20 protein-coding genes are annotated in these 20,599 nt (G+C 37.1%); 18 read left to right on the plus strand and 2 right to left on the minus strand.

What is annotated here, in order from left to right:
- Window position 1 precedes the first annotated feature (1 nt).
- The 4 genes from HME9304_RS07220 to HME9304_RS07235 all read left to right on the plus strand — a co-directional run bounded on the left by HME9304_RS07220 (window position 2) and on the right by HME9304_RS07235 (window position 5,149).
- Window positions 2-1,855, plus strand: coding sequence for a M1 family metallopeptidase (locus tag HME9304_RS07220; RefSeq protein ID WP_112377944.1), 1,854 nt, complete (start codon window positions 2-4; stop codon window positions 1,853-1,855).
- A gap of 75 nt (window positions 1,856-1,930) precedes the next feature.
- Window positions 1,931-2,344: a ribonuclease P protein component gene (gene rnpA / locus HME9304_RS07225; protein ID WP_112377945.1), complete on the plus strand. Its 414-nt coding sequence runs from the start codon at window positions 1,931-1,933 to the stop codon at window positions 2,342-2,344.
- The gene (locus HME9304_RS07230) at window positions 2,328-3,953 is read left to right on the plus strand and encodes a S41 family peptidase (RefSeq protein WP_112377946.1); all 1,626 of its coding nucleotides are present in this window, start codon (window positions 2,328-2,330) and stop codon (window positions 3,951-3,953) included. The genes rnpA and HME9304_RS07230 overlap by 17 nt, the downstream gene beginning before the upstream one ends.
- Window positions 3,954-3,994: 41 nt before the next feature.
- Window positions 3,995-5,149 carry a hypothetical protein gene (locus tag HME9304_RS07235; protein ID WP_112377947.1) on the plus strand — a complete coding sequence of 385 codons (1,155 nt, stop codon included), beginning with the start codon at window positions 3,995-3,997 and terminating at the stop codon, window positions 5,147-5,149.
- A gap of 27 nt (window positions 5,150-5,176) precedes the next feature.
- Here HME9304_RS07235 and HME9304_RS07240 read toward each other — a convergent pair whose 3' ends face one another.
- Window positions 5,177-5,452: a tyrosine-type recombinase/integrase gene (locus tag HME9304_RS07240; RefSeq protein ID WP_112377948.1), complete on the minus strand. Its 276-nt coding sequence runs from the start codon at window positions 5,450-5,452 to the stop codon at window positions 5,177-5,179.
- A 146-nt stretch (window positions 5,453-5,598) separates the two neighbouring features.
- Here HME9304_RS07240 and HME9304_RS07245 point away from each other — a divergent pair, with 146 nt between their 5' ends.
- Window positions 5,599-6,312, plus strand: coding sequence for a hypothetical protein (locus HME9304_RS07245; protein ID WP_123877390.1), 714 nt, complete (start codon window positions 5,599-5,601; stop codon window positions 6,310-6,312).
- Window positions 6,313-6,730: 418 nt separating this feature from the next.
- Window positions 6,731-8,596: a CocE/NonD family hydrolase gene (locus tag HME9304_RS07250; RefSeq protein WP_123877393.1), complete on the plus strand. Its 1,866-nt coding sequence runs from the start codon at window positions 6,731-6,733 to the stop codon at window positions 8,594-8,596.
- Window positions 8,597-8,843: 247 nt separating this feature from the next.
- Here HME9304_RS07250 and HME9304_RS07255 read toward each other — a convergent pair whose 3' ends face one another.
- Window positions 8,844-9,899: an IS110 family RNA-guided transposase gene (locus tag HME9304_RS07255; RefSeq protein WP_112377951.1), complete on the minus strand. Its 1,056-nt coding sequence runs from the start codon at window positions 9,897-9,899 to the stop codon at window positions 8,844-8,846.
- A 193-nt stretch (window positions 9,900-10,092) separates the two neighbouring features.
- On the opposite strand from HME9304_RS07255, the gene HME9304_RS07260 reads away from it, so the two are divergent.
- The 12 genes from HME9304_RS07260 to HME9304_RS07315 all read left to right on the plus strand — a co-directional run bounded on the left by HME9304_RS07260 (window position 10,093) and on the right by HME9304_RS07315 (window position 20,557).
- Window positions 10,093-11,262: a hypothetical protein gene (locus HME9304_RS07260; RefSeq protein ID WP_112377952.1), complete on the plus strand. Its 1,170-nt coding sequence runs from the start codon at window positions 10,093-10,095 to the stop codon at window positions 11,260-11,262.
- 487 nt (window positions 11,263-11,749) lie between these two features.
- Window positions 11,750-12,247: a hypothetical protein gene (locus HME9304_RS07265; protein ID WP_112377953.1), complete on the plus strand. Its 498-nt coding sequence runs from the start codon at window positions 11,750-11,752 to the stop codon at window positions 12,245-12,247.
- A gap of 158 nt (window positions 12,248-12,405) precedes the next feature.
- A complete protein-coding gene (locus HME9304_RS07270; RefSeq protein WP_112377954.1) occupies window positions 12,406-12,996 on the plus strand; it encodes an ASCH domain-containing protein in 591 nt (196 codons plus the stop codon).
- A gap of 479 nt (window positions 12,997-13,475) precedes the next feature.
- The gene (locus HME9304_RS07275) at window positions 13,476-14,429 is read left to right on the plus strand and encodes a calcium/sodium antiporter (protein WP_112377955.1); all 954 of its coding nucleotides are present in this window, start codon (window positions 13,476-13,478) and stop codon (window positions 14,427-14,429) included.
- A gap of 198 nt (window positions 14,430-14,627) precedes the next feature.
- A complete protein-coding gene (locus HME9304_RS07280) occupies window positions 14,628-15,110 on the plus strand; it encodes a YybH family protein (RefSeq protein ID WP_112377956.1) in 483 nt (160 codons plus the stop codon).
- Window positions 15,111-15,194: 84 nt separating this feature from the next.
- A complete protein-coding gene (locus HME9304_RS07285; RefSeq protein ID WP_112377957.1) occupies window positions 15,195-15,947 on the plus strand; it encodes an alpha/beta fold hydrolase in 753 nt (250 codons plus the stop codon).
- 67 nt (window positions 15,948-16,014) lie between these two features.
- The gene (locus HME9304_RS07290; protein WP_112377958.1) at window positions 16,015-16,332 is read left to right on the plus strand and encodes a S41 family peptidase; all 318 of its coding nucleotides are present in this window, start codon (window positions 16,015-16,017) and stop codon (window positions 16,330-16,332) included.
- 335 nt (window positions 16,333-16,667) lie between these two features.
- A complete protein-coding gene (locus tag HME9304_RS07295) occupies window positions 16,668-17,519 on the plus strand; it encodes a hypothetical protein (RefSeq protein ID WP_123877396.1) in 852 nt (283 codons plus the stop codon).
- 411 nt (window positions 17,520-17,930) lie between these two features.
- Window positions 17,931-18,383 carry a nuclear transport factor 2 family protein gene (locus tag HME9304_RS07300; RefSeq protein ID WP_112377960.1) on the plus strand — a complete coding sequence of 151 codons (453 nt, stop codon included), beginning with the start codon at window positions 17,931-17,933 and terminating at the stop codon, window positions 18,381-18,383.
- Between the two features lie 81 nt (window positions 18,384-18,464).
- Complete coding sequence (locus HME9304_RS07305; protein WP_112377961.1) at window positions 18,465-18,974, plus strand: nuclear transport factor 2 family protein; 510 nt, start codon at window positions 18,465-18,467, stop codon at window positions 18,972-18,974.
- A gap of 55 nt (window positions 18,975-19,029) precedes the next feature.
- Complete coding sequence (locus HME9304_RS07310; protein ID WP_112377962.1) at window positions 19,030-19,374, plus strand: hypothetical protein; 345 nt, start codon at window positions 19,030-19,032, stop codon at window positions 19,372-19,374.
- Window positions 19,375-19,495: 121 nt separating this feature from the next.
- Window positions 19,496-20,557, plus strand: coding sequence for a helix-turn-helix domain-containing protein (locus HME9304_RS07315; protein WP_112377963.1), 1,062 nt, complete (start codon window positions 19,496-19,498; stop codon window positions 20,555-20,557).
- The last annotated feature ends 42 nt before the right edge of the window (window positions 20,558-20,599 follow it).

Here is a 20,599-nt window from a genome sequence, read left to right on the forward strand (position 1 = left end):
CATGAAAAAACTAGTATTCTTTTTCTTTGCCTTTTTGAGTTTTAGCTCCGTGCTTTTGGCCCAGGGCAATAGTTCTTATTGGCAGCAGCATGTAGATTACACCATGGATGTCACTATGGATGTTGAAACCTTTCAGTATTCGGGATCACAGAAGTTGATTTATACCAACAATTCTCCAGATGAATTGGACAGGGTATATTATCATTTATATTTTAATGCATTTCAGCCTGGAAGTGAAATGGATATAAGGCTCCAGAGCATTAAGGATCCTGATAAAAGAATGATGGAAGGCAACAAAAGCAGGATTGCATCGCTTTCCAACGAAGAAATGGGCTATTTACATGTGAAATCCTTGAACCAAGATGGAAATACAGTTTCATATACAGAAGAAGGTACCATATTGGTCGTGGATTTGGCAAAACCGATTCCTTCTGGAGGGAAAACCGAACTGTCCATGGAATTTGAGGGACAAGTTCCTTTACAAATAAGACGATCAGGTAGAAACAGTAAAGAAGGGGTAGCACTTTCCATGAGCCAATGGTATCCCAAACTTTCTGAATACGATTATGAGGGTTGGCACCCCAATCCCTATATAGCACGTGAATTTCACGGGGTATGGGGAGACTTTGATGTTAAATTGACCATTGATAAGAATTATACCGTTGGCGGTACAGGCTATTTGCAGAATCCCCAAGAAATAGGCCATGGGTATGAAACTCCTGGCAGTAAAATTAAAACAAAGGGCAAAACCTTGACTTGGCATTTTAAAGCACCTAACGTACATGACTTTATGTGGGCGGCAGACCCTGATTATATCCATGATATGGTGCAAATGGAAGATGGGCCCACGCTTCATTTTTACTACAAGAACAATCCTGAAATTATTGAGAACTGGAAAAATCTTCAGCCCAAAACAGAAGCTGCCATGCGGTTTTTCAGTAAAAATATAGGCGAATATCCTTATGAGCAATATTCTGTTGTACAGGGAGGTGATGGAGGAATGGAATATGCCATGAGCACCTTGATAACCGGAAATCGAAAATTTTCAAGCTTGGTCGGTGTTATGGTGCATGAAATGGCACACTCTTGGTTTCAGCATGTTTTGGCAACGAATGAATCCAAATATGAGTGGATGGATGAAGGTTTTACATCGTTCATTAGTAGTCTCTGCATGAACGAAATCATGGAACAAAACAAAGAAAATCCTTTTGAAGGTTCGTACAAAGGATATTATGCCTTGGTAAACTCGGGCATGGAACTTCCTCAAACAACGCACGCAGATCGCTATACTACAAATTTTGCTTACGGTATTTCGGCTTATAGCAAAGGTGCTATTTTTCTATCGCAGCTCGGCTATGTAATTGGTCAAGATAAATTAATGGAAACCATCAGGAAATACTATGAGGATTTTAAGTTTAAACATCCTGTGCCCAATGATGTGAAAAGGACCGCAGAAAAAGTTTCGGGTATGGAATTGGATTGGTATTTGACCGATTGGACACAAACCACGTATACCATAGATTACGGAATAAAAAATGTTGAGGCCGATGGAGAGAAAACCAAGGTTACCATGGAACGCTTGGGCGAAATGCCAATGCCGCTTGATATTTTAGTGGTAGGTGTCGATGGCACCCAAGAAACTTATTACATTCCTTTACAGCTAATGCGGGGAGAGAAAGATAATCCGTATCCCAATATTAAAAGAACGGTGGTGAAAGATTGGGCGTGGGCTTATCCAACCTATGAATTTACCATAGATAAACCGTTGAGTGCCATAAAGGCGATTGCCATTGACCCATCACAACTTATGGCAGATGTTAACGGGGAGAACAATGTTTATCAGTCCAATCCTTAATAATTGTTCTATTTGTAAATGATGCCGTTCTTGTTCCCTTAAAAGGAAGCTAAAAATAAAAACTTTGAAAACGAAGTGAGCGAAACTTCAAATGAAGGCCCAAAAACCTTCTCTTTTTCCAAAAAGGAAAAACTCAAAAACAAAAAACTTTTTGAGGAACTTTTTATTGGAGGGAAAGGTATCAGTGCATTTCCAGTAAAATTATTGTACGTCCGTACCCAATTTGATGATGGACCGCACATAAAAGTTGGTGTCGTCGCTCCAAAAAAAAAGTTTAAAAGCGCAGTAAAGCGCAACAGGATAAAACGGTTGCTGCGTGAAGCTTATAGGCTTAACAAGCATCTTGTTTTTAACAACATAGAGGGGGATTTTGCGTTTCTATTTTTATATCTTGGTAAACAGATGCCCACTTTTGAAGAAGTGGATACATCCATAAAACAGCTTTTGAAAGGTTTTCTAAAAAAAGAGTCCCATGAAAAAATTGATTAAAAAGAAGGTTTTAATTCCCGTCTTCGCACTTACCATTCTTGTGGTCGGCAGTAGTTTTAAAAGTGACTTTTTCGAGATTGCAAAGCAAATCGAGATTTTTACAACGCTATTTAAGGAGCTCAACATGAACTATGTGGATGAAACAAATCCTGCAGAACTAATGGATTCCGCCATAAAGAACATGTTGGAAGAGCTTGATCCCTATACGCGCTTTTTAAACGAGCAAGATGTTGAATCCTTTAAAATAAATAATGCAGGAGAATATTCGGGAATAGGGGCCTTGGTGCGTTCCTATGAAAGCAAATTGCTCATTGTAGAGCCCTATAAAGACTATCCAGCGGATAAGGCTGGGCTGAAAGCAGGCGATGAAATCATTAAAATAGGTGATATTAAAGTGTCTGATTTTGATGACAATGCCGGTGAACTGTTGAAAGGCGCGAACAATACCAGTGTGGGCATTACATTTGTAAGGCAGGGAGAAACAAAAACTGCAACGCTCAAAAGAGAAGGTGTTGATGTCGATGCTGTTCCTTTTTATGAAATGATCGATGATAAGACCGGTTATGTTGTGCTTTCAAGATTCAATAGAAAAGCATCCGGCCAGACAAAATCTGCCATTGAAGATTTAAAAGGGAAAGGTGCCGAAAGGTTGGTCTTGGACTTGCGCGGGAACCCTGGGGGACTTCTCTCAGAGGCCATAAATGTTACCAATTTATTTGTGCCGAAAAACGAATTGATCGTAACTACCAAATCGAACGTTAAAAAATTCAATCAAGAATATAAAACAAAAAACCAGCCTCTTGATCTTGATATTCCTTTGGTGGTATTGATAGATGGAAGCAGTGCCTCTGCCAGTGAAATTGTTTCTGGCGGATTGCAAGATTTGGACCGTGCGGTGATTATGGGTGCCAGGAGTTTTGGAAAAGGATTGGTACAACGCCCCTTAAAACTTACTTACGGCACACAGTTAAAGGTTACCATTTCAAGATACTATACCCCTTCCGGCAGATGTATTCAATCGTTGGATTATTGGAACAGGGATAGGGAAGGAAATGCTATACGCAACACAAAATTTAATGAGTTTGCCACAAAAAAAGGGCGAAAGGTACAAGATGGGGGCGGTGTTAAGCCAGATGTTGAAATAGCATCTTTAAAAACCAATACCTTGATCAATGCCCTAAAACAGAACAATATCGTTTTTGATTTTGCAACCGATTATTATTATGACCATTCTTTTGATAATGTCAATGATTTTGCGTTCACCGATACCGATTTCAACGCATTCAAAAATTATGCAAGAACACAGAATTTTTCTTTTGAAACCGAGACCGAAAAATTATTGGAGAAATCCATAAACGCCGATGAGCACCTTTTGGGTTCAGAAGTGCAGGAAAAATATAAGGATTTGCTATTGGCCGTTAATAGGGGCAAGATCATGGCGTTGGATACATTCAAGAAAGAAATTAAAAAAGACCTTGAAGATGAAATTGTAAAGCGTTACTTCTACCGTGATGGCCTTTATACCTATTATCTTAAACATGACGATGCCATCTTGGCCGCAAAGGAACTTTTGGGCAACAGCCCTGAATACAATGCGATTTTAAATTGAAAATACTTTTTAAAACACTATTACTTTTATTTTGGTGCTGTATGGCCAACATGGCACATGCCCAAGAAACATTTAAAAAAGGTACTGTTCTCGACTCTATTGCAGTATCGAACAGTAATGGTGAAACCTTTACACTATACCTCCCGGAATCGTATGCTGTAGAAAAGCTGAATCCCATTGTGTTTATTTTTGAGCCTGCTGCGCGAGGATTCATTGGCATCTCCCCATTTTTGGAAGCCTCGGAAAAATACGGATATGTTCTGGTCTGTTCCAACAATGCAAGAAATGGCCCTTATGACCGTAATTTTGATATTGCCAATAGATTGTTCGACCACATTTTTGCCAACTTTAAGATTAAAGAAGATGAAATGTACATTTCTGGCTTGTCCGGAGGTTCCCGCTTGGCAACAGCGATAGCCTCCCTTACCGATAGGTTTACGGGCGTAGTGGCATGTGGCGCCGGGTTTTCTCATATACAGGAACATATGCCCTCTACCCAAAACTTTGTTTATGCGGGACTGTGCGGTGATAGGGACATGAACTACAAGGAAATGTTGGGGAACGTGGACTATTTTGGTTTGATAAAATTCAACAGCACCTTGATTACTTTTGATGGGGAACATACTTGGCCGCCCCAATCACAGATTTTAAGGGCTTTTGATTGGTTGAACACCAAAAAATTGATAAAAAACAATCCTTCACGGTTGGATGATATATTGTTGAAATACCAATCCGATTACAAAACAACAAAAGAATTCGAGAAAAAAGGTGCGTATCTGTTCGCATCTGAAGCTTATGATAGGATGATACAAACCTATGATAAAGTTATAAAAAGCGATAGCCTAAAAGAGCAACATCAAGAACTTAAAAAAAGCAAAAGCTACATAAAGCAAGAAAAGTCCTTAACAGCTGCCTTAGAGCTGGAGACGGAATTGAAGAAAAAATTGGACCCACGGTTGTTAAAGGATTTGGAGGATGTTGGCAGGGCCAATCTTAAGTGGTGGAACAAAGAAGTTGAAAAATTAAACAAGCTAAAGGAAAATGGCGATGCGGAAATTAAAAAGATGGTTTACCGATTAAAGTTTGGCCTTTTTGTAAGGGTATATTCCAGAAAAAACAAACTTCTCTATAATTCCACACCTGAACAAGCTAAGCTTGTTGACGATTTTATACAGCTGTTTTATCCAAAAAAGTAGGGTAAAAAATACTGCGGGCCTACTAAACTACAAATCTTCCAGTGGGCTTCGTACCTGGGTTATTATCTTATTTGAAACTTTAGTATATATCAATGTTGTGTTTATGTTGGTATGTCCCAATAATTTTTGAATGATTCTTATATCAGTTCCGTTTTCCAATAAATGTGTTGCAAAACTATGCCTTAATGTATGCAGCGTAGCATTCTTTTTGATTCCTGCCCTTCTTTTGGCCAGATGAAATACTTTTTGTAGACTACTGGAACTGTAAAAATTTGGGGAAAATATAAGATAACCAGTATTTATTTGGTTGTTCCATAAGCTTAAAAAAGCTACGGTATAACTAGTTTAGCCTTTTGGTTACCATTACTTTTTTGGGTAGGTTTATATATACAACCGTTGTAGGCAATGTGAAGAAATACATCCGATTCGGAAATCAAGACTTGAGACATATGAACTTTAAGACATTCATTTTTATCCTAATAATTGTTGCCAAATCTTCTGCAACTGCACAAAATCATGTTGAAACAGAAGACAAAGACAATTTATATTGGCAACCAAATGTTGAAATTGACTACTCACATTTTCAATCTGAATCAGATGCGGACTGTATAAATTACAATGAAAAATATGGGTTAAAAATGTCTGCCAACATCCAACTCCTTGGTATCGTAGATATTCCGAAATCTCATCTGTCTAGAAAGATTAAAAAAAGGACAGGGAACGATAAACTTTATTTAGCACCCATATTCTGCAAAAATTGCTCCTGCATTCTATCAGAGGATTCTACAGAGTTAGTCGTCTACCAATTATTATTTGATGTAGCTGAAATGTGTGCAAGAGGTTTGAGAAAAGAACTTATCGAGACCCAACAAGAAATGAATATTAACAATGTGAATGCCATGTTCTATACAACAATAAAAAATAGATGGGACGAAAGAATGCGGGGAACTTGGGCTTCAATTTACCAAGATGTTTTAATTCAAAAGAAAGATAGTGCATACATTGAATGGCGGAAATTGGTGGATGAGATGTTGGAGAAAAATAAAGATTTTGCAACTCAACCCTACGAAATTGAAAGACTTATACTTGGTGAACCAGTTGAAGATGGCTATGTTGAGGCAAAGACAATAATAGGTGACCTGAAAAATAATGAAGAAAATTAATAAAACACTGCCTACAACAACGCATATAGCTTATGGCGGATGAACGGCTACCAGCAAGGTTTTCGCCCCGTAGCCAGCTTTGGTCTCGGTGGACAGGAAATTACTTCGAAACCGCCACAAGCCATATGCAAACCGTTCAGGTCAATTCGGCCGGTGCCGACCCGCGTTGCTATATTTTGCTTCGCAAAAACCCGCCCCACGGGAAATCGACCTGAACGGAAGCGCTGTACCAAATTGCTTTTTCCCCTCTCCTGGTCCGGCGCCCGGCCAGACAAGACAGCGCGCAGGGTTGAACTGACACGAACATGTGGCTATAAGCAATTTGGCACGGCCTTACCTGTATTATGCCCTTTATGGCTATCTTAGATACCCAACAGGACAAAATCCAAGGCCGCACTGCGTATAGCGCTTCCGTTATGTGGCATTAAAACAAGACATGAGGATTAACTTATTAATTTTAACTTTTCTTCTGACGAGTAGTAAAATACTTGGACAGATAACTGGGTATAAAACTATTGACACATTGATTACGATGCGTGATGGAATCCAACTTTACACCGAAATTTATATTCCTGAAAATACGACAGAAGACTTACCCATTATATTTACTCGAACACCTTATGGTGTTAGAACTACCAATACTAATTATGGAGACTATCGGCTTAATGGTGCGTATAAAACCTTGGCAAAAGAGAAGTACATATTCGCATTTCAAGACATGAGAGGTAAATACAAATCAGAGGGGGAATATTCTCTTCTTCGCCCTATTAATAATGGAGCAAAAACCAATGAAAGCACTGATGCATTTGATACCATAGATTGGCTAATTAAGAATATTCCTAATAACAACGGTAATGTTGGGATGACCGGAAATTCATACAATTCGTGGCTTGCTGCCATGGCATTGATAAATCCACATCATGCTCTTGCTGCCGTCAATCTTCAAGGTACACCGTCAGACCTCTACAAAGGAGATGATTTTTACCATAATGGAGCTTTTCGTTTGAGTCCAAGCTTCGGATATGCTGTTGTGGAAAAAGAGCAAAATGGCTTTAAATTCCCAAACAATGATGCATACAACTGGTTTCTGAAAAAAGGCACTTTGAGAAATATAAATGACAAAGAAACTCTAAATAATAAGAACCAATACTGGAATGACTTTATTAGCCACCTGGACTATGACGAATTCTGGGAAGATAGAACACTCACTAATTTTTTAAAAAATACCACCGTGCCAACATTAAATGTAGTAGGTTGGTGGGATGACCAAGATTTTTATGGCTCTTTAAAAGTTTATGAACAACTTGAAAAACATGACTCTTTAAATCTCAACAAGCTTGTTGCTGGACCTTGGTATCATGCTGGTTGGGAAGACCCAGATGATTACTATAAAAAAATCGATTTGGGCGGTTCTGTTTCAACATATTATCTGGAAGAAATTCAGGCACCATGGTTCAAGTATCATTTAAAAAATGAGGGCAATTTCACATTGCCAGAAGCTAAAATCTATAAAACGGGTAAAAATCAATGGGAGGATTTCACATCATGGCCACCAAAAGAAAATCTTAAACCCACGAAATGGTATTTAAAAAAAGACTTTAGATTATCATTAGACAAACCTACAGTTTCAGATAGCTACAGTAGTTATATTTCAGACCCTAAAAGTCCTGTACCTTACATGGAAGGAACAGTTCCTGGTTTTTGGCAAGGAGGGAGTTTAGGATGGAAAGCAGATGACCAGTCGGTTTTCATTAATAGAGAAGATGTACTTACATGGGTTTCTGCTCCTTTAGAAGAAAATGTTGAGATTTCAGGAAACATACAAATGAGACTTTTTGCTGCTACCTCAGGAACAGATTGCGACTGGATAGTGAAACTTATAGATGTATTCCCCACAGATTACAATCAAGAAATTGAAAATACGAAGTATGACATGGACAACTTTCAAATGCTTTTAGCTGATGAAGTCTTACGAGCTAAGTTTAGAAACAATCTAAGAGAACCTGAGCCTGTACCTTCAAATCAAATCGTTGAATATAAAATTGATTTGCTTTCAAAAAGCCATTCTTTTAAAAAAGGGCATCGAATAATGATTCATATTCAAAGTTCTTGGTTTCCTTTGATTGATATGAACCCACAGCAATTCATTGAAATAAACAAAGCTACTCAACGAGATTACAAGGTAGCAACACAAAAAATATATCATTCTAAAGAAAATTCAAGTTACATCGAATTGCCCATAATAAAAACGCCACATAACAATGGCTCCTATGAAAAGCCCTAGTCCAGTTCTCTAAAGTTAAGTAATATTTTCTTTTTGCCTTAAACCACTTTTTTTCTTTTAATATAACTTGCTCGGCATCCTATATGTGATACACTTTTTTTTGTGTTCACCAGCATCTGTACGATCATAAGCTATAATAAGTTTGGTCACTTGCTAACCGATGTGATCCCTGCCATGGGCAAGGTCACCTACATTGTTCTGTGATCCAAACTTCTCTACTTCCATTGTGAGCTTTGTTATGGTTTTATTATGCTATAACCCCTATTTCATAGGGGATTCCCGTTTTTATGACCGCCAACGTACGGCTCAAAAGCTTACGGGCCACTTTGACGATCACGGATTTCACGTTCTTGCCCTGGTGCTTCCGGTAGTATCCCTGCATCACCGGGTCCGTGCGTATGGCCTGCCATGAGGCCTCTATAAAATAACTGCGTATCAATCGGTGGGCACGCATACTTACTCCCGTGTGCCTTATGGTGTCGCCACTTTGATAAATACCAGGTGAGAGTCCAACATAGCCCGCCAGTTGCTTGATGTTGTTGAACCTGCGCAGATCTCCCAGTTCGCTCAATATGCCACTGGCCACGATGGGGCCGATACCGGGAATGCTGCGCAAAAGCATATAGTCCCCCTTGTAATGTTTCTTGGTCCATTTGCGCAATTGGGTCGATACGTCCCTGAACTCCCGGTCTATAAAACGGAAACTGCGCATGCGGCTTTCTAGTACCTCTTTCCCCGTTGGGTGTGCGAATTCCAAATTGTCCAACCAGTCCCTGAAAGCGTGGCTCCAGTTATCGTTGTCGTACCGCTCGGGAACCTTGATGCCGTAATACAGCAGCTGCATCTTGATATAGCTCTTGATCTGGCGCATGTCCTTGACAAGGTCGTTCCTTCTGCGGAACAGGCTGCGCAACTGTTCCCGTTCCGGATCGGGGACCACGATGCCCTCCAAACGGCCGTCCTTCAGTTCACGGGCTATGAGCTGCGCATCTATACGGTCCGTCTTGGTATGGCGCTCCTTGCCCTTCCTGAATATATCGGCAGGGTTCACCACCAGTGAGCACCAGCCATAACCCTCGAAAGAACGATGGGCCCGATAACCGCAACATCCCGCCTCGTAGGCCGTCGAAACCTCATGACCCGGATAGTGCCGCTCCACATATTCCCTTAGCCCTTCCGGGTCCGGGGACATGGAAAAGGTCCTACCGGAGGACAGGTCCGTGGCACAGTGGACCTTCCAACTGCGCTTGTGTATGTCGATACCAATGAATAACTTGGGTCTTGCAGTGTGTCCTGTTTTCATATCTTTTTGTTTTAGAGAACTTTAAAGATAAAGGACACGCTGCTTTTACATAGATGCTATAAGTAATTGCTTGTTCTCGCCTACTTTGGAAATTCCGAAGGAATTTCCAACTTGGTGTGTACTTGCCAAGTTAAGTGCTAAACCACGCAACTACTCATAGCCGAGACGTTAGCTGCAATACTGAAAAAAACCTATGATATTTGATTTTATACACGACAGAAAATTTAAAGAAATTCTTGAACGAGATTATAATGAGTTGACTTCGTGTTTTACCACAAAATCATCTAAATCAATTCTTCTTCTTTCGGGTAGCATTGTTGAATCAGTTTTGACTGACTTTTTTATCGAAAATTTACCTACGGGAAAATCAAAAAATGATATTCTAAAATCAAATCTTGGAACTTTACTCGATTTTGCAGAAACCGTTAAACTTATAACATCAAAAGAAAAGCAACTAGCTGTTATTATAAAAGATTATAGAAATCTTATTCATCCAGGAAAAGAAGTCAGAACAAAAGAAGAGTTTGATTTTGAGACGGCAAAACTTGCAAAAATCCTTCTCGATATTATTCTAAAAAAATTAAGAACTAATCATTTCGATAAATATGGGTATAGCGCAAATGAAACTTTAGAAAAACTAAAAAACGACTGGGAATTTCAATCAGTTTATGGAATGGTAATAACCAAATTGCATAAAAATGAGCGAGAGAAATTATTAACTGAATTAATAAAAATTGAGCAAACGATTAAATCAAATTTTGAGCATTATAAATTGATGTCTGACTATGACCCAAAGTCTGAAATTAGTGAATTAGGGAATTTGGAAGAAATTAAACCTAGAATTCAAGAGTTAAAGCCTTTATTATCAAATGATATTATTACGGACCAACTAGCTGAATTAAAAGATGCTGTCATTAGAGGAGAAAGTATTAAAGTACTTTCTCTGTACAACCTTTTTCACGAAGAAATTGGTCAGTTAGATAAAGATGACCAAGAAATGATAGCTATTTATATGCTTTCTCTCTACGAATCAATTTTTGAGGATTCAAGAGATTTAGCAAATGACAAAACTTATTCTACAATTGGAAAATACATCCACACAAAAAGAGGAAAAGAAAAGTTACAAACTTTAGCGGAATTTTGTGTTGTCCATTTTGGTGGAGATGAATGGCACGTTGGACATCAAATGGACGTTTTTCAACAAATATTTAATTCCGTTAGTACAGATACACAGGACGACTTGAAAAAAGGAATAACGGACTTTATGCCAAAAGAAAGAGATAAAGTTTCTAAATACGGACTTTGGCCATTTTATGATGAGGCAGTAAAAAGGAACATTATAGATGAAAAGTACAGCAGCTAACAACGTATATAGCTCATAGCTAGTCGATTGCATAAACGAAGTTAAGGCATATTTGGAAAGTCGCCAAATTTTTAAATTTGACGATTTCCAATAAAAAAGATAAATAGTAAAATTTAAAAATCTGGCTTGTGCTCAACCGAAAAATAAAAGCTAATTTGCACGCTACGAGCCATATACAAGACCGTTCAGGTCAATTCGGCCGGTGCCGACCCGCGTTGCTATATTTTGCTTCGCAAAAACCCGCCCCACGGGAAATCGACCTGAACGGAAGCGCTGTACCAAATTGCTTTTTCCCCTCTCCAGGTCCGGCGCCCGGCCAGATAACCCAGTGCGCACGGTTGAACTGACATGAACACCTGGCTATAAGCAATTTGGCACGGCCTTACCTGTATTTTGCCCTTTATGGCTATCTTAGATACCCAACAGAACAAAATCCACGGCCGCACTGCGTATAGCGCTTCCGTTGCCTGCAATTTGACAAAAACCTATGAAGAAAATTAAACTTACATTTTTAAGTATCATAATTATAACTTTATTTTCTTGTAATCAGAAAGTATATAAAGCTCTGAATGAACTAAAGAATATGCCACTAGCAGATTACAGTTATGTGATTGAACCAAAGTATACTGAATCCCAAGAATCGGCGGAATTTAAAGTTAAAGAATTATTTTCTGCGGAAGAATCTAAAATCGGAACTTATCATATTCACGGATATGACAAAGAAACCAAAGAACAAATAAATGAGCGAATGTGGTTGCAAACTGTATTATTGAATTCTAAAAATCTGACTGACTATCGGAACGAAGAATTAGCAACGGAATCGGCAAAAGAAGTTGCGGAATTTGTAATTAAACAATTAAGCAATGTTTCTGACTATGAAAAAATACAAATCACATTTGTAAGACAATGGAACGACGGAAATATTAAACAAGAAAAAAGAACTGTTTATTTGACAATTCCTAAACTGAATAAAACTGAATTTTGAATAAAAACTGCGTAGAACACCATGTATAATTCATTGCTAGTTAGAGCCTATTTACGAAAGTCTTCGCGGACTTTCTATCTGTGATTTACTTGCTAAATTAACTGCTAACCCACGCAACTACTCATAGCCGAGACCGTTGTCATTAATCCTAAAAAACTATGAGACAAATTTCAATCTTCCTCTTTTTAATTTTAGTGGGTTGTAAAAGTGAAACCAAAAACAAAAGTGAAATCGAAACTGACAATCAATCTGAAATGACAACTGAAACCGAAGATGGAATTGATAAATCAGTTTCTGAAATGTGGAACGACTTTACCAAAGCAAACACTGAATTTAAAAACGATGAAATTCCTGAATCTGACTTTTTCCACAATAACGAGAAAGAAGCAAACCGGTTGGCTGAATTGACTCTGACTGGAAAAAAGAGAGCTTCATCTGGACTTAATAAATTATACCAACAATACAATGCGGATTTACCAACTGTTGGAACAAAACAAATCGTTACTGACTTTAATGGACGAGCAATAGCTATAATAGAAAATGTAAGTGTCGATACCATTCCATTCAACAAAATCTCTAAAGAATACGCTGAATTGGATATGGGAACAAACACCGAACCTCTTGAAAAATGGAAAAAAGCACATTGGGATTTTTTTGAGAGCTTCTTAAAAGAAAGCGGAGAGAAACCGACCGAAGAAATGCTCATAGTCGCTGTAGAATTTAAAAGAATATGGCCGAAAAATGAATAAAATACTAATGGCTGACAATCTATAGTCGTAAATTACTCACTAATATTATGTTTTTATCATGGAGTTCGTCAGTCGCTGTAAGCTAGTCGGCGGATTCGACTACCCCTCGACTACGCTCGGGGCTGGCTCAATCCACTCGGAATTGCTAAAGTCCGTGCCAAACCGAAAAACAGTAACTTAAAACCCGTAACCTACGGTTATACGAGACCGTTGTAGTGCATTTGAGAGCAACCTAATGAAAATCAAGAATCTGATATTAATAATTGGAATTTTAAGTAGTGTTTTCGGATTTAGCCAAAACAAAAAATCTAATTGAACTGACTTCAAATCAAGACGCTGAAGAAGGTTGGCAAGATTTAAAAGATATAGTTTAGGCTTCGGGCTTTATCGCAAGGTCTGTGTATATTTATGAAGTCGCTAAATGCATAAGCTTTAGCCATACCGTTCTGGTGCACTTGAAAAAACACCGAGAATAAAATATGATATTATCTTCGATATTGATAATTGTAGGCTTTTTGAGCCTAATTTTTGGAGCGAATTGGCTTGTTGACGGAGCCTCTTCATTGGCGAAAAAAAACAATGTTTCCGATTTAGTTATTGGATTAACAATTGTTGCATTTGGTACTTCCGCACCTGAATTAGTGGTAAATTCGGTAGCTTCATTTAACGGACTCTCTGACATCGTTTTAGGAAATATTATTGGAAGTAACAGTTTTAACTTGTTTATAATTCTGGGAATAGCAGGTTTAATTTATCCGATTACGGTTCAATCTTCAACAGCTTGGAAAGAAATTCCTATTTCCTTAATTGTTGCAATATTGCTATTTGTGTTTGGCAACGATTTTTTTTTCAATCAGAATCCTAAAATTTCAAGAGTTGATGGATTAGTATTATTAGCGGGTTTTATTTGTTTTATCTATTATGTTTTTCGCCAATTGAAACAAGAAAAAACAGACATAATTAATTATGAACATAAATCAAATCTCAAAATTTGGACTTTGGTATTATTTGGTGTTGCTGGACTAATAATTGGCGGAAAATTAGTTGTTGATAATAGTATAAATATTGCAACTCAATTGGGCATTAGTCAAAAAGTGATTGGTTTAACGATAATTGCGGCTGGAACGTCACTTCCAGAATTAGTCACTTCAATTGTTGCTGCCTTAAGAAAGAATAGCGATATCGCAATTGGAAATGTAATTGGTTCTAACATTTTTAATATACTGTTAATACTCTCCATAAGCTCGCTTTTAAATCCCATAGAATACAATACGAACTTCAACCAAGATTTATTAATCTTAATCGGAGGAACAGTTTTTTTGGTTATTGCAATGTTCACAGGGAAAAGAAAAAAACTTGATAGATGGGAAGCATTGATTTTATTAAGTTTTTATTTGATTTTTACAACTTATTCAATAATGAAAGAAATATAAAAAACGCACCACAACTATGGCTATGAGTAATGGCGCCGTTCTCACCTACCCTTTGGTTCCGCTCAGGGCTGGCTTCTGAAAATTCTAGCAGATTTTCAGTTTGGTGTGTAACTGCAGGCAGGCTTGCCAAGTCAATTGCCAAACCACGCAACTTCTCATGGCCGAAGCCATTGTAGACGACCTAAACAAACAAAAATTATGAACAAAATCCGAAGAATACTGAACATCTCAATATTATTATTTTCATTGGTTCTCATCATCCCAATAAGGGCAAGTGCGCAAAATGAAAAAATTAAGAAAGAAATTATTAAAAATGGAGAAACAATCCGAAAAGCATTTTCAGATGGAGACGTTGAAAAAATCAAATCCCTTCACCATCCTGATGTAATTAAAGCCCTTGGCTATACCGATCTTAAAATTGGAAGAGATGAAGTCATGGACGGGCTGGTTGAAATCTTAGAAAATTTTAAACTGGAATTTGTAAAAAACGATGTGGAGAATATCTTGATTCGAGACAATATTGCAATCGAACAAACCATGTTTTCAATTAAAGGAACGCCAAAGGCAGGAGGGGAACCATTTATTTTTAACGGGCGAACGGTGGTAACATACATCCGCTATGACAAAAGCCCAACGGGATGGGCAACCATTAGGGAAATTATCCAGCCTGAAACGAAATGAATTTTAAGTTCATCGGCGAAAAAGACAGTCTATGAAACCGTTGGCAATAAGCTGAAAAATGAACTCAAAGACCTGTATACTTAAATGAAAAAAATCCTTAAAATTTTTGGTGCAGCTTGGGTAATTATAGGAATATCTTTTTTTCTTTATATGTTTTCAACCTTTAAGGCTAGAGGTTTTGATAAGTCAATTTTAAAAAATAGCCCTAGCATAGAAGTAAATATTTCTGATGAACACATTTCCTTTGTTCCAAAATCTATAACGAAAAGCACAATATTTTTCTTTCCAGGAGCATTAGTTGACCCATTTGCATATTCTCCGTTATGTTTTGAACTGGCGAAAAATGGATATAAAACTATTATCGTTCGTATGCCTTGGCGAATGGCAACCAAAGGGTATAATTTAATAAAAGAGCAGAATTTATTAACCGATAAGGGTAATTATACTCTAATCGGACATTCTCAAGGCGGTAAAATGGCGGGGCAATTCGTGTATGAAAATCCAAAAGCTATAAAAAATCTTATACTACTTGGAACAACCCATCCAAGAGATATTGACCTTTCTGACTTGAATATTAATGTGCTAAAAATTTATGGTTCGAACGATGGTGTTGCTAGCCCTGAAAAAATTAAGGAAAACAAATCAAGATTGCCTTTGAATGCAGCGTTTTTTGAAATAAATGGAGGGAACCATTCACAATTCGGATACTATGGACATCAAATGGGTGATCATGCTGCCAACATTACGAGAGATGAACAACTAAATATTATTGTAAGTGAAATTTTGGAATTTTTAAAATCACATGTCACGGAACAAAACCAGCTGTCGGCATTATAAAAAAGCGCAAATAATCAAATGGGAATCAACCTCTAAGAAAAAACTATTACTGAATTGATTGCTTTTTATGGCAAAGCCTAAAATAATGATATCGGATATATTTCTATGTGGGGATTTAGTAGTGGAGATTCAATTTCTATCCAAAAATATACAGATAGTTTACAGATTAAAATCAATTGACCATAAAAACATTAAAGGTTTGATCCTGCATTTAAGAGAAAATACTGGAGGAAATTGCTGGCCAATATTGACTGGATTAGGTCCGCTAATAGGTGATGGTATCTGTGGCTATTTTGTTGACAATAAAGAAAATACGAGAAGTTTTGGAAAAAGCACTACCGGTTTGTCTACTGGTAATGCTCAATTCAAGTTAAGTGATGGTTAGGCAATATTTCTTACAACAAGTATTTACGCTGATAGAAAAGACATTGTTTTTGGGGGTTGAATCAGTCCAGATGAAACAATAGATGTTCTCTTTAGTTTGGTTGGGTTACATGGAGACGCAGTTATTCAAAGAGCAACCGAATGGATTTATGAACAATAAAAACGCTACACAACAATGGCAATAAATAATGACGCCGTTCCCACCTACCATCCGACAAACACTGGACAGGCTTCCAAAATTAAAAGCCAGACCACATAATTACTCACGGCCAAGGATGTTGTGGCAAATTTGGCATAAAGATTACAACAAGACAATAACTTGAACGTTAAATGTTTATGAAATGTGGTCATTACTTATTATTTGCAATTCTGCTTTTATGTTTTGTGGCTTGCGACAAAAACGAAAGTGCCAAAGAAGAGCCTTTTACAGAAAACTTCCTATTCGAAGATGGATTTGAAACCCAAAATAATTCTTTGGAGGAACTCTTTGCTTCGAATGGTTCAAGATGGTCGTTAATACAGCAAACGAATCCTTCGAACGCCACTAATGAAATTTCGATTATTAATACTGAATTTTCAGAAGGACAAAATGCAATTCGTTTTCTCGCCTACCGATCAGATGACCAATTATCAAAAATTGACATTGAGAAAGGTGGTTTAAATATAGGGACGGGAGATAAAGTGACTATAAAAGCTGATTTCTATATAAACAGCAATGAATCATTAGAAAACCTCTTGCTGATCGACCTGGAATGCTGTTCTTGTTGGGACCCAAGTGTTGGAGATAATTATGGTGCAGAAAATCAGTGCCCAGGGGTTAGATTAATGATGTCTGGCGGTAACGATTATCTCTCAATTGAAAGGGGGAAAATATCAGGAACCACACTACAGCAAACGAATTTTGCCTTTCCTAGAAACCAATGGGTATCAGTTCAATGGGAAATGACCCTATCAGCTAATGAAAATGGTCTTAATAGATTACTTATTGATGGAACTGAGGTTCTGAATGTGAGCGCTATGAATATGCCAAACGCACAAATTTTCAAAGACAGATTTGCAAACGAAGGAATTGATTTCACTTTGAAAGAGCCTACCATCTACGAGCGCGTACAAATTGGGGCAACTGCTAATCCAACCGCTGGGAATATCGAATTGTTTGTTGATAATTTTTCACTTAGCGTAGATTAAAATGGGCTACGAGAAAACCTAAATATAGTGCGCCCCTTTGGGCAAAATCCAAAGGTCTGCATATGTTTATAAAGTTCCTAAATCTTATAAATTCAACTAATGCCTATTCCAACATTGCTCATGAATGTCGATACCGATAAATAGCTTTGGTAGGGAATTTTGTTGAGATTCCATATCGTTTAGATTTAAAGCACTTTAAAGATGCTCGGACCAATTGCTTTTTAGCGATGCCAAAAAAGAGCACAAGTCTCTGCTAACACCGTATTTTCTGTATTCTTGGAAAATCCCCAAATTTTTAAATTATGTTAATAGAGAAAGGGGAAATAATTTTATAATTTACATGCCACGTGCTATACAAGTAGCCGCTGTAATACATTTAAAAATTAAGCCCTGAAAAAGCAAAAGTCATTTATGAAGCAGATAATTATTCTCACGACAATACTATGTTTTCTTTTAAGCTTCTGTGTTCAAGGACAAAACAAAAAGGACTCTTTAGAAATAAAGCAAGCAGCACTTGACTACATTGAATCACAGCATAATGTAAAGGCTGAACAATTTGAACGTTCCGCCCATCCAAGAATGGTTAAAAGGACTTTTTGGACAAACAAAATAACAGGAAAGGAATATTTGAGGGAAACTTTTACTGATGCAATGGTACTGCTTGCGGAAACTTACAATCAAAAAGGAGATAAATTTCCAGAGAACCCAAAAAAGGAAGTCATCATTCTGGATATTTTTGATAAAACAGCTTCGGTGAAACTTATAGCGGATGATTGGATAGATTATATGCACATTGTAAAACTAAATGGCAAATGGCAAATTGTAAATGTGCTTTGGCAATTCAACAATTCTAAAAAACACTAGTTGATAGAAAATATTGGCCATAGAATTTAGAGTTATCTTTTTCACTGTTTTTAGACATCATCCAAATTATAAAATACACCTATGAAAAATAAAACCCTTATCATTTTTTTCACTACCGTAATACTGTTTATAGCAGGATGTAAAGAAACAACAGATGAAAAACCAATATTACAAACGAATGAAACAAATAAGTTCGAAAAAGAAAAAAAAGCAATCTTGACAACACTGAATGAAGAAACCAAAGCTGCTTTTCAAAGAGATTATGATACCTGGAAGAGTAAATGGGTACAGGATCCGAACATCACAAAAACATACATCAATTTTGCGGATAGTAGTTTTTCAGAATCTGTTGGCTGGGAAGAGATAAGCGGTTTTGTACAAAATTATTTTGATGAACATCCTGAACCAGAACCCATTCCAAAGCTACTTAATGCCATAAATGTGAGCCTTTATAAAAATGGTGCTTGGGTGTTTTACGAACAACAAGATTCCTTACGTGGACTTAAAAGGGAAACGAGATTAATGGAGAAGATAGATGGCGAATGGAAAATTGCAGGGATGCAAACTACTATATATGGATTTAAAAATTAGAAAAAAGGTTTCTGAAAATATTCCCTAAACTTACGTTCAATTTATCCTATATAAAATGAAAAAATTGGCCTTACTTGCTTTTCTGGTTATCTTATTCCAAAGTTGTTATACCTATAGAAACGTAAGTGTCTCAGAAATTAAAAAAGGAAAAACTTACGAAATAACCCTTAAAAATGGTCAAAGTTTTGAATCAACATGCCAAGAGGTAAACGAACGGAACATTGGACTGTTGATAAATGGGAGGATAATGAAATTATCCACTTCTAAAATTGAGACGGCCAAACGAAAAAAACTATCTGCTATAAAATTAGCAGGTGGTTTATCGCTTGCAGCAATAGGTGCGGCGCTATTAATCAAGAATGGGGATAAGAACACATTTCTTGAACAAATAACGGACTAACATGTAATTCTGAAATCCGCTATCTCAACTATTTAATAGAGATCATAAAGGATAACAATGTACTGTTGCGCTCTAAAAAGTTTAAGTATTATTTTTAAACTGGACAAAACCTAAGCTCTAAATGTCAAATCTTTTGCTTATAGTTTCAGGAATCGGTGCCGTTCAATGCATCCTATTTGTCCTATTGATTTCAATCAAAAAAAGACGGGGGTTATCTGATTGGATTTTGGCTGTTTGGTTCTGTATCTTCTTTGCCCATTTGCTTGTAGGTATTTTTAACGAAGTAGATCCAACGCATATAACCAATATATTTATTATGAGCATTGGTTTCTTGCACGGGCCCATGTTTCTTGTATATACCAAATCCGTATTTGAACATCGTTTTCCTAAAATTGATTTAGTCCATTTTGCCGCTTTTTTAGGCTTTACGATTATAGGCTTTTTTATATCTAGTACATTTGAAACAAAGTGGGAAATAATTGTTCTCCTATTTAAATTGATTTCTTTAAGTATTTACCCTATCTATATCTTATTTTATTATAAAAAAGAACACCAAGCTTTTGGTAAAAGCGCATCTAAATTTGATCGGCATGGGCTGTCTTGGATAAAGGTTGTTGCCATTCTGTTTCTTCTAAGTTTAGCAATAAGTCTAATACGATTAGCTATTGAGCTTTTGGTAGGTGTTGCGTATTTTGAACTTTGGGATTTGTTGAGATATGTTGTTCTAGTGACAATCATTGGCTTTTTTGGTTTAAAATATGGAATGGTCTACAAGCCTGAAATATTACCCAATTCAGGCAGGGAAAAATACGTGTATAGCCCATTAAAGAAAAGTACGGTCGCTACAATCAGTAAAAATATAAATGACTTTTTCAAAGAGAGCAGCATTTATTTACGGTCAGATTTTTCATTGGCGCTATTATCAGAAAGATTGGGTATTCCCAAACATCATCTTTCTCAGGTCATCAACTCTGAAATGAGCATAACATTTTATGAGTTGGTAAATACCAAAAGAGTTGAATATGCAATGTTCAGGATACGCGAAGGGGGTAGTTTAAATATTTCTCTCGAAGGCCTTGGTTATGAATGCGGTTTCAATTCCAAATCAGCTTTCTTTCAAAATTTTAAAAAAATTACGGGCAAGACCCCGGGTCAATTCAAAAAAGAAATTAGTACGGATTAATTGAGAGATTCCCGTGTCTCTTCTAGATTCTGTTATTTGTAG

Source organism: Flagellimonas maritima (assembly GCF_003269425.1).
In the GTDB taxonomy this organism is placed as follows: Bacteria; Bacteroidota; Bacteroidia; order Flavobacteriales; family Flavobacteriaceae; genus Flagellimonas; species Flagellimonas maritima.

Excerpts from the sequence above, each read along its gene's own strand:
- HME9304_RS07220 (WP_112377944.1), top strand. The coding sequence starts at position 2 with ATGAAAAAACTAGTATTCTTTTTCTTTGCCTTTTTGAGTTTTAGCTCC.
- HME9304_RS07230 (WP_112377946.1), top strand. The coding sequence starts at position 2,328 with ATGAAAAAATTGATTAAAAAGAAGGTTTTAATTCCCGTCTTCGCACTT.
- HME9304_RS07235 (WP_112377947.1), top strand. The coding sequence starts at position 3,995 with ATGGCCAACATGGCACATGCCCAAGAAACATTTAAAAAAGGTACTGTT.
- HME9304_RS07245 (WP_123877390.1), top strand. The coding sequence starts at position 5,599 with ATGAACTTTAAGACATTCATTTTTATCCTAATAATTGTTGCCAAATCT.
- HME9304_RS07255 (WP_112377951.1), bottom strand. The coding sequence starts at position 9,899 with ATGAAAACAGGACACACTGCAAGACCCAAGTTATTCATTGGTATCGAC.
- HME9304_RS07260 (WP_112377952.1), top strand. The coding sequence starts at position 10,093 with ATGATATTTGATTTTATACACGACAGAAAATTTAAAGAAATTCTTGAA.
- HME9304_RS07265 (WP_112377953.1), top strand. The coding sequence starts at position 11,750 with ATGAAGAAAATTAAACTTACATTTTTAAGTATCATAATTATAACTTTA.
- HME9304_RS07270 (WP_112377954.1), top strand. The coding sequence starts at position 12,406 with ATGAGACAAATTTCAATCTTCCTCTTTTTAATTTTAGTGGGTTGTAAA.
- HME9304_RS07275 (WP_112377955.1), top strand. The coding sequence starts at position 13,476 with ATGATATTATCTTCGATATTGATAATTGTAGGCTTTTTGAGCCTAATT.
- HME9304_RS07280 (WP_112377956.1), top strand. The coding sequence starts at position 14,628 with ATGAACAAAATCCGAAGAATACTGAACATCTCAATATTATTATTTTCA.
- HME9304_RS07285 (WP_112377957.1), top strand. The coding sequence starts at position 15,195 with ATGAAAAAAATCCTTAAAATTTTTGGTGCAGCTTGGGTAATTATAGGA.
- HME9304_RS07290 (WP_112377958.1), top strand. The coding sequence starts at position 16,015 with ATGGCAAAGCCTAAAATAATGATATCGGATATATTTCTATGTGGGGAT.
- HME9304_RS07295 (WP_123877396.1), top strand. The coding sequence starts at position 16,668 with ATGAAATGTGGTCATTACTTATTATTTGCAATTCTGCTTTTATGTTTT.
- HME9304_RS07300 (WP_112377960.1), top strand. The coding sequence starts at position 17,931 with ATGAAGCAGATAATTATTCTCACGACAATACTATGTTTTCTTTTAAGC.
- HME9304_RS07305 (WP_112377961.1), top strand. The coding sequence starts at position 18,465 with ATGAAAAATAAAACCCTTATCATTTTTTTCACTACCGTAATACTGTTT.
- HME9304_RS07310 (WP_112377962.1), top strand. The coding sequence starts at position 19,030 with ATGAAAAAATTGGCCTTACTTGCTTTTCTGGTTATCTTATTCCAAAGT.
- HME9304_RS07315 (WP_112377963.1), top strand. The coding sequence starts at position 19,496 with ATGTCAAATCTTTTGCTTATAGTTTCAGGAATCGGTGCCGTTCAATGC.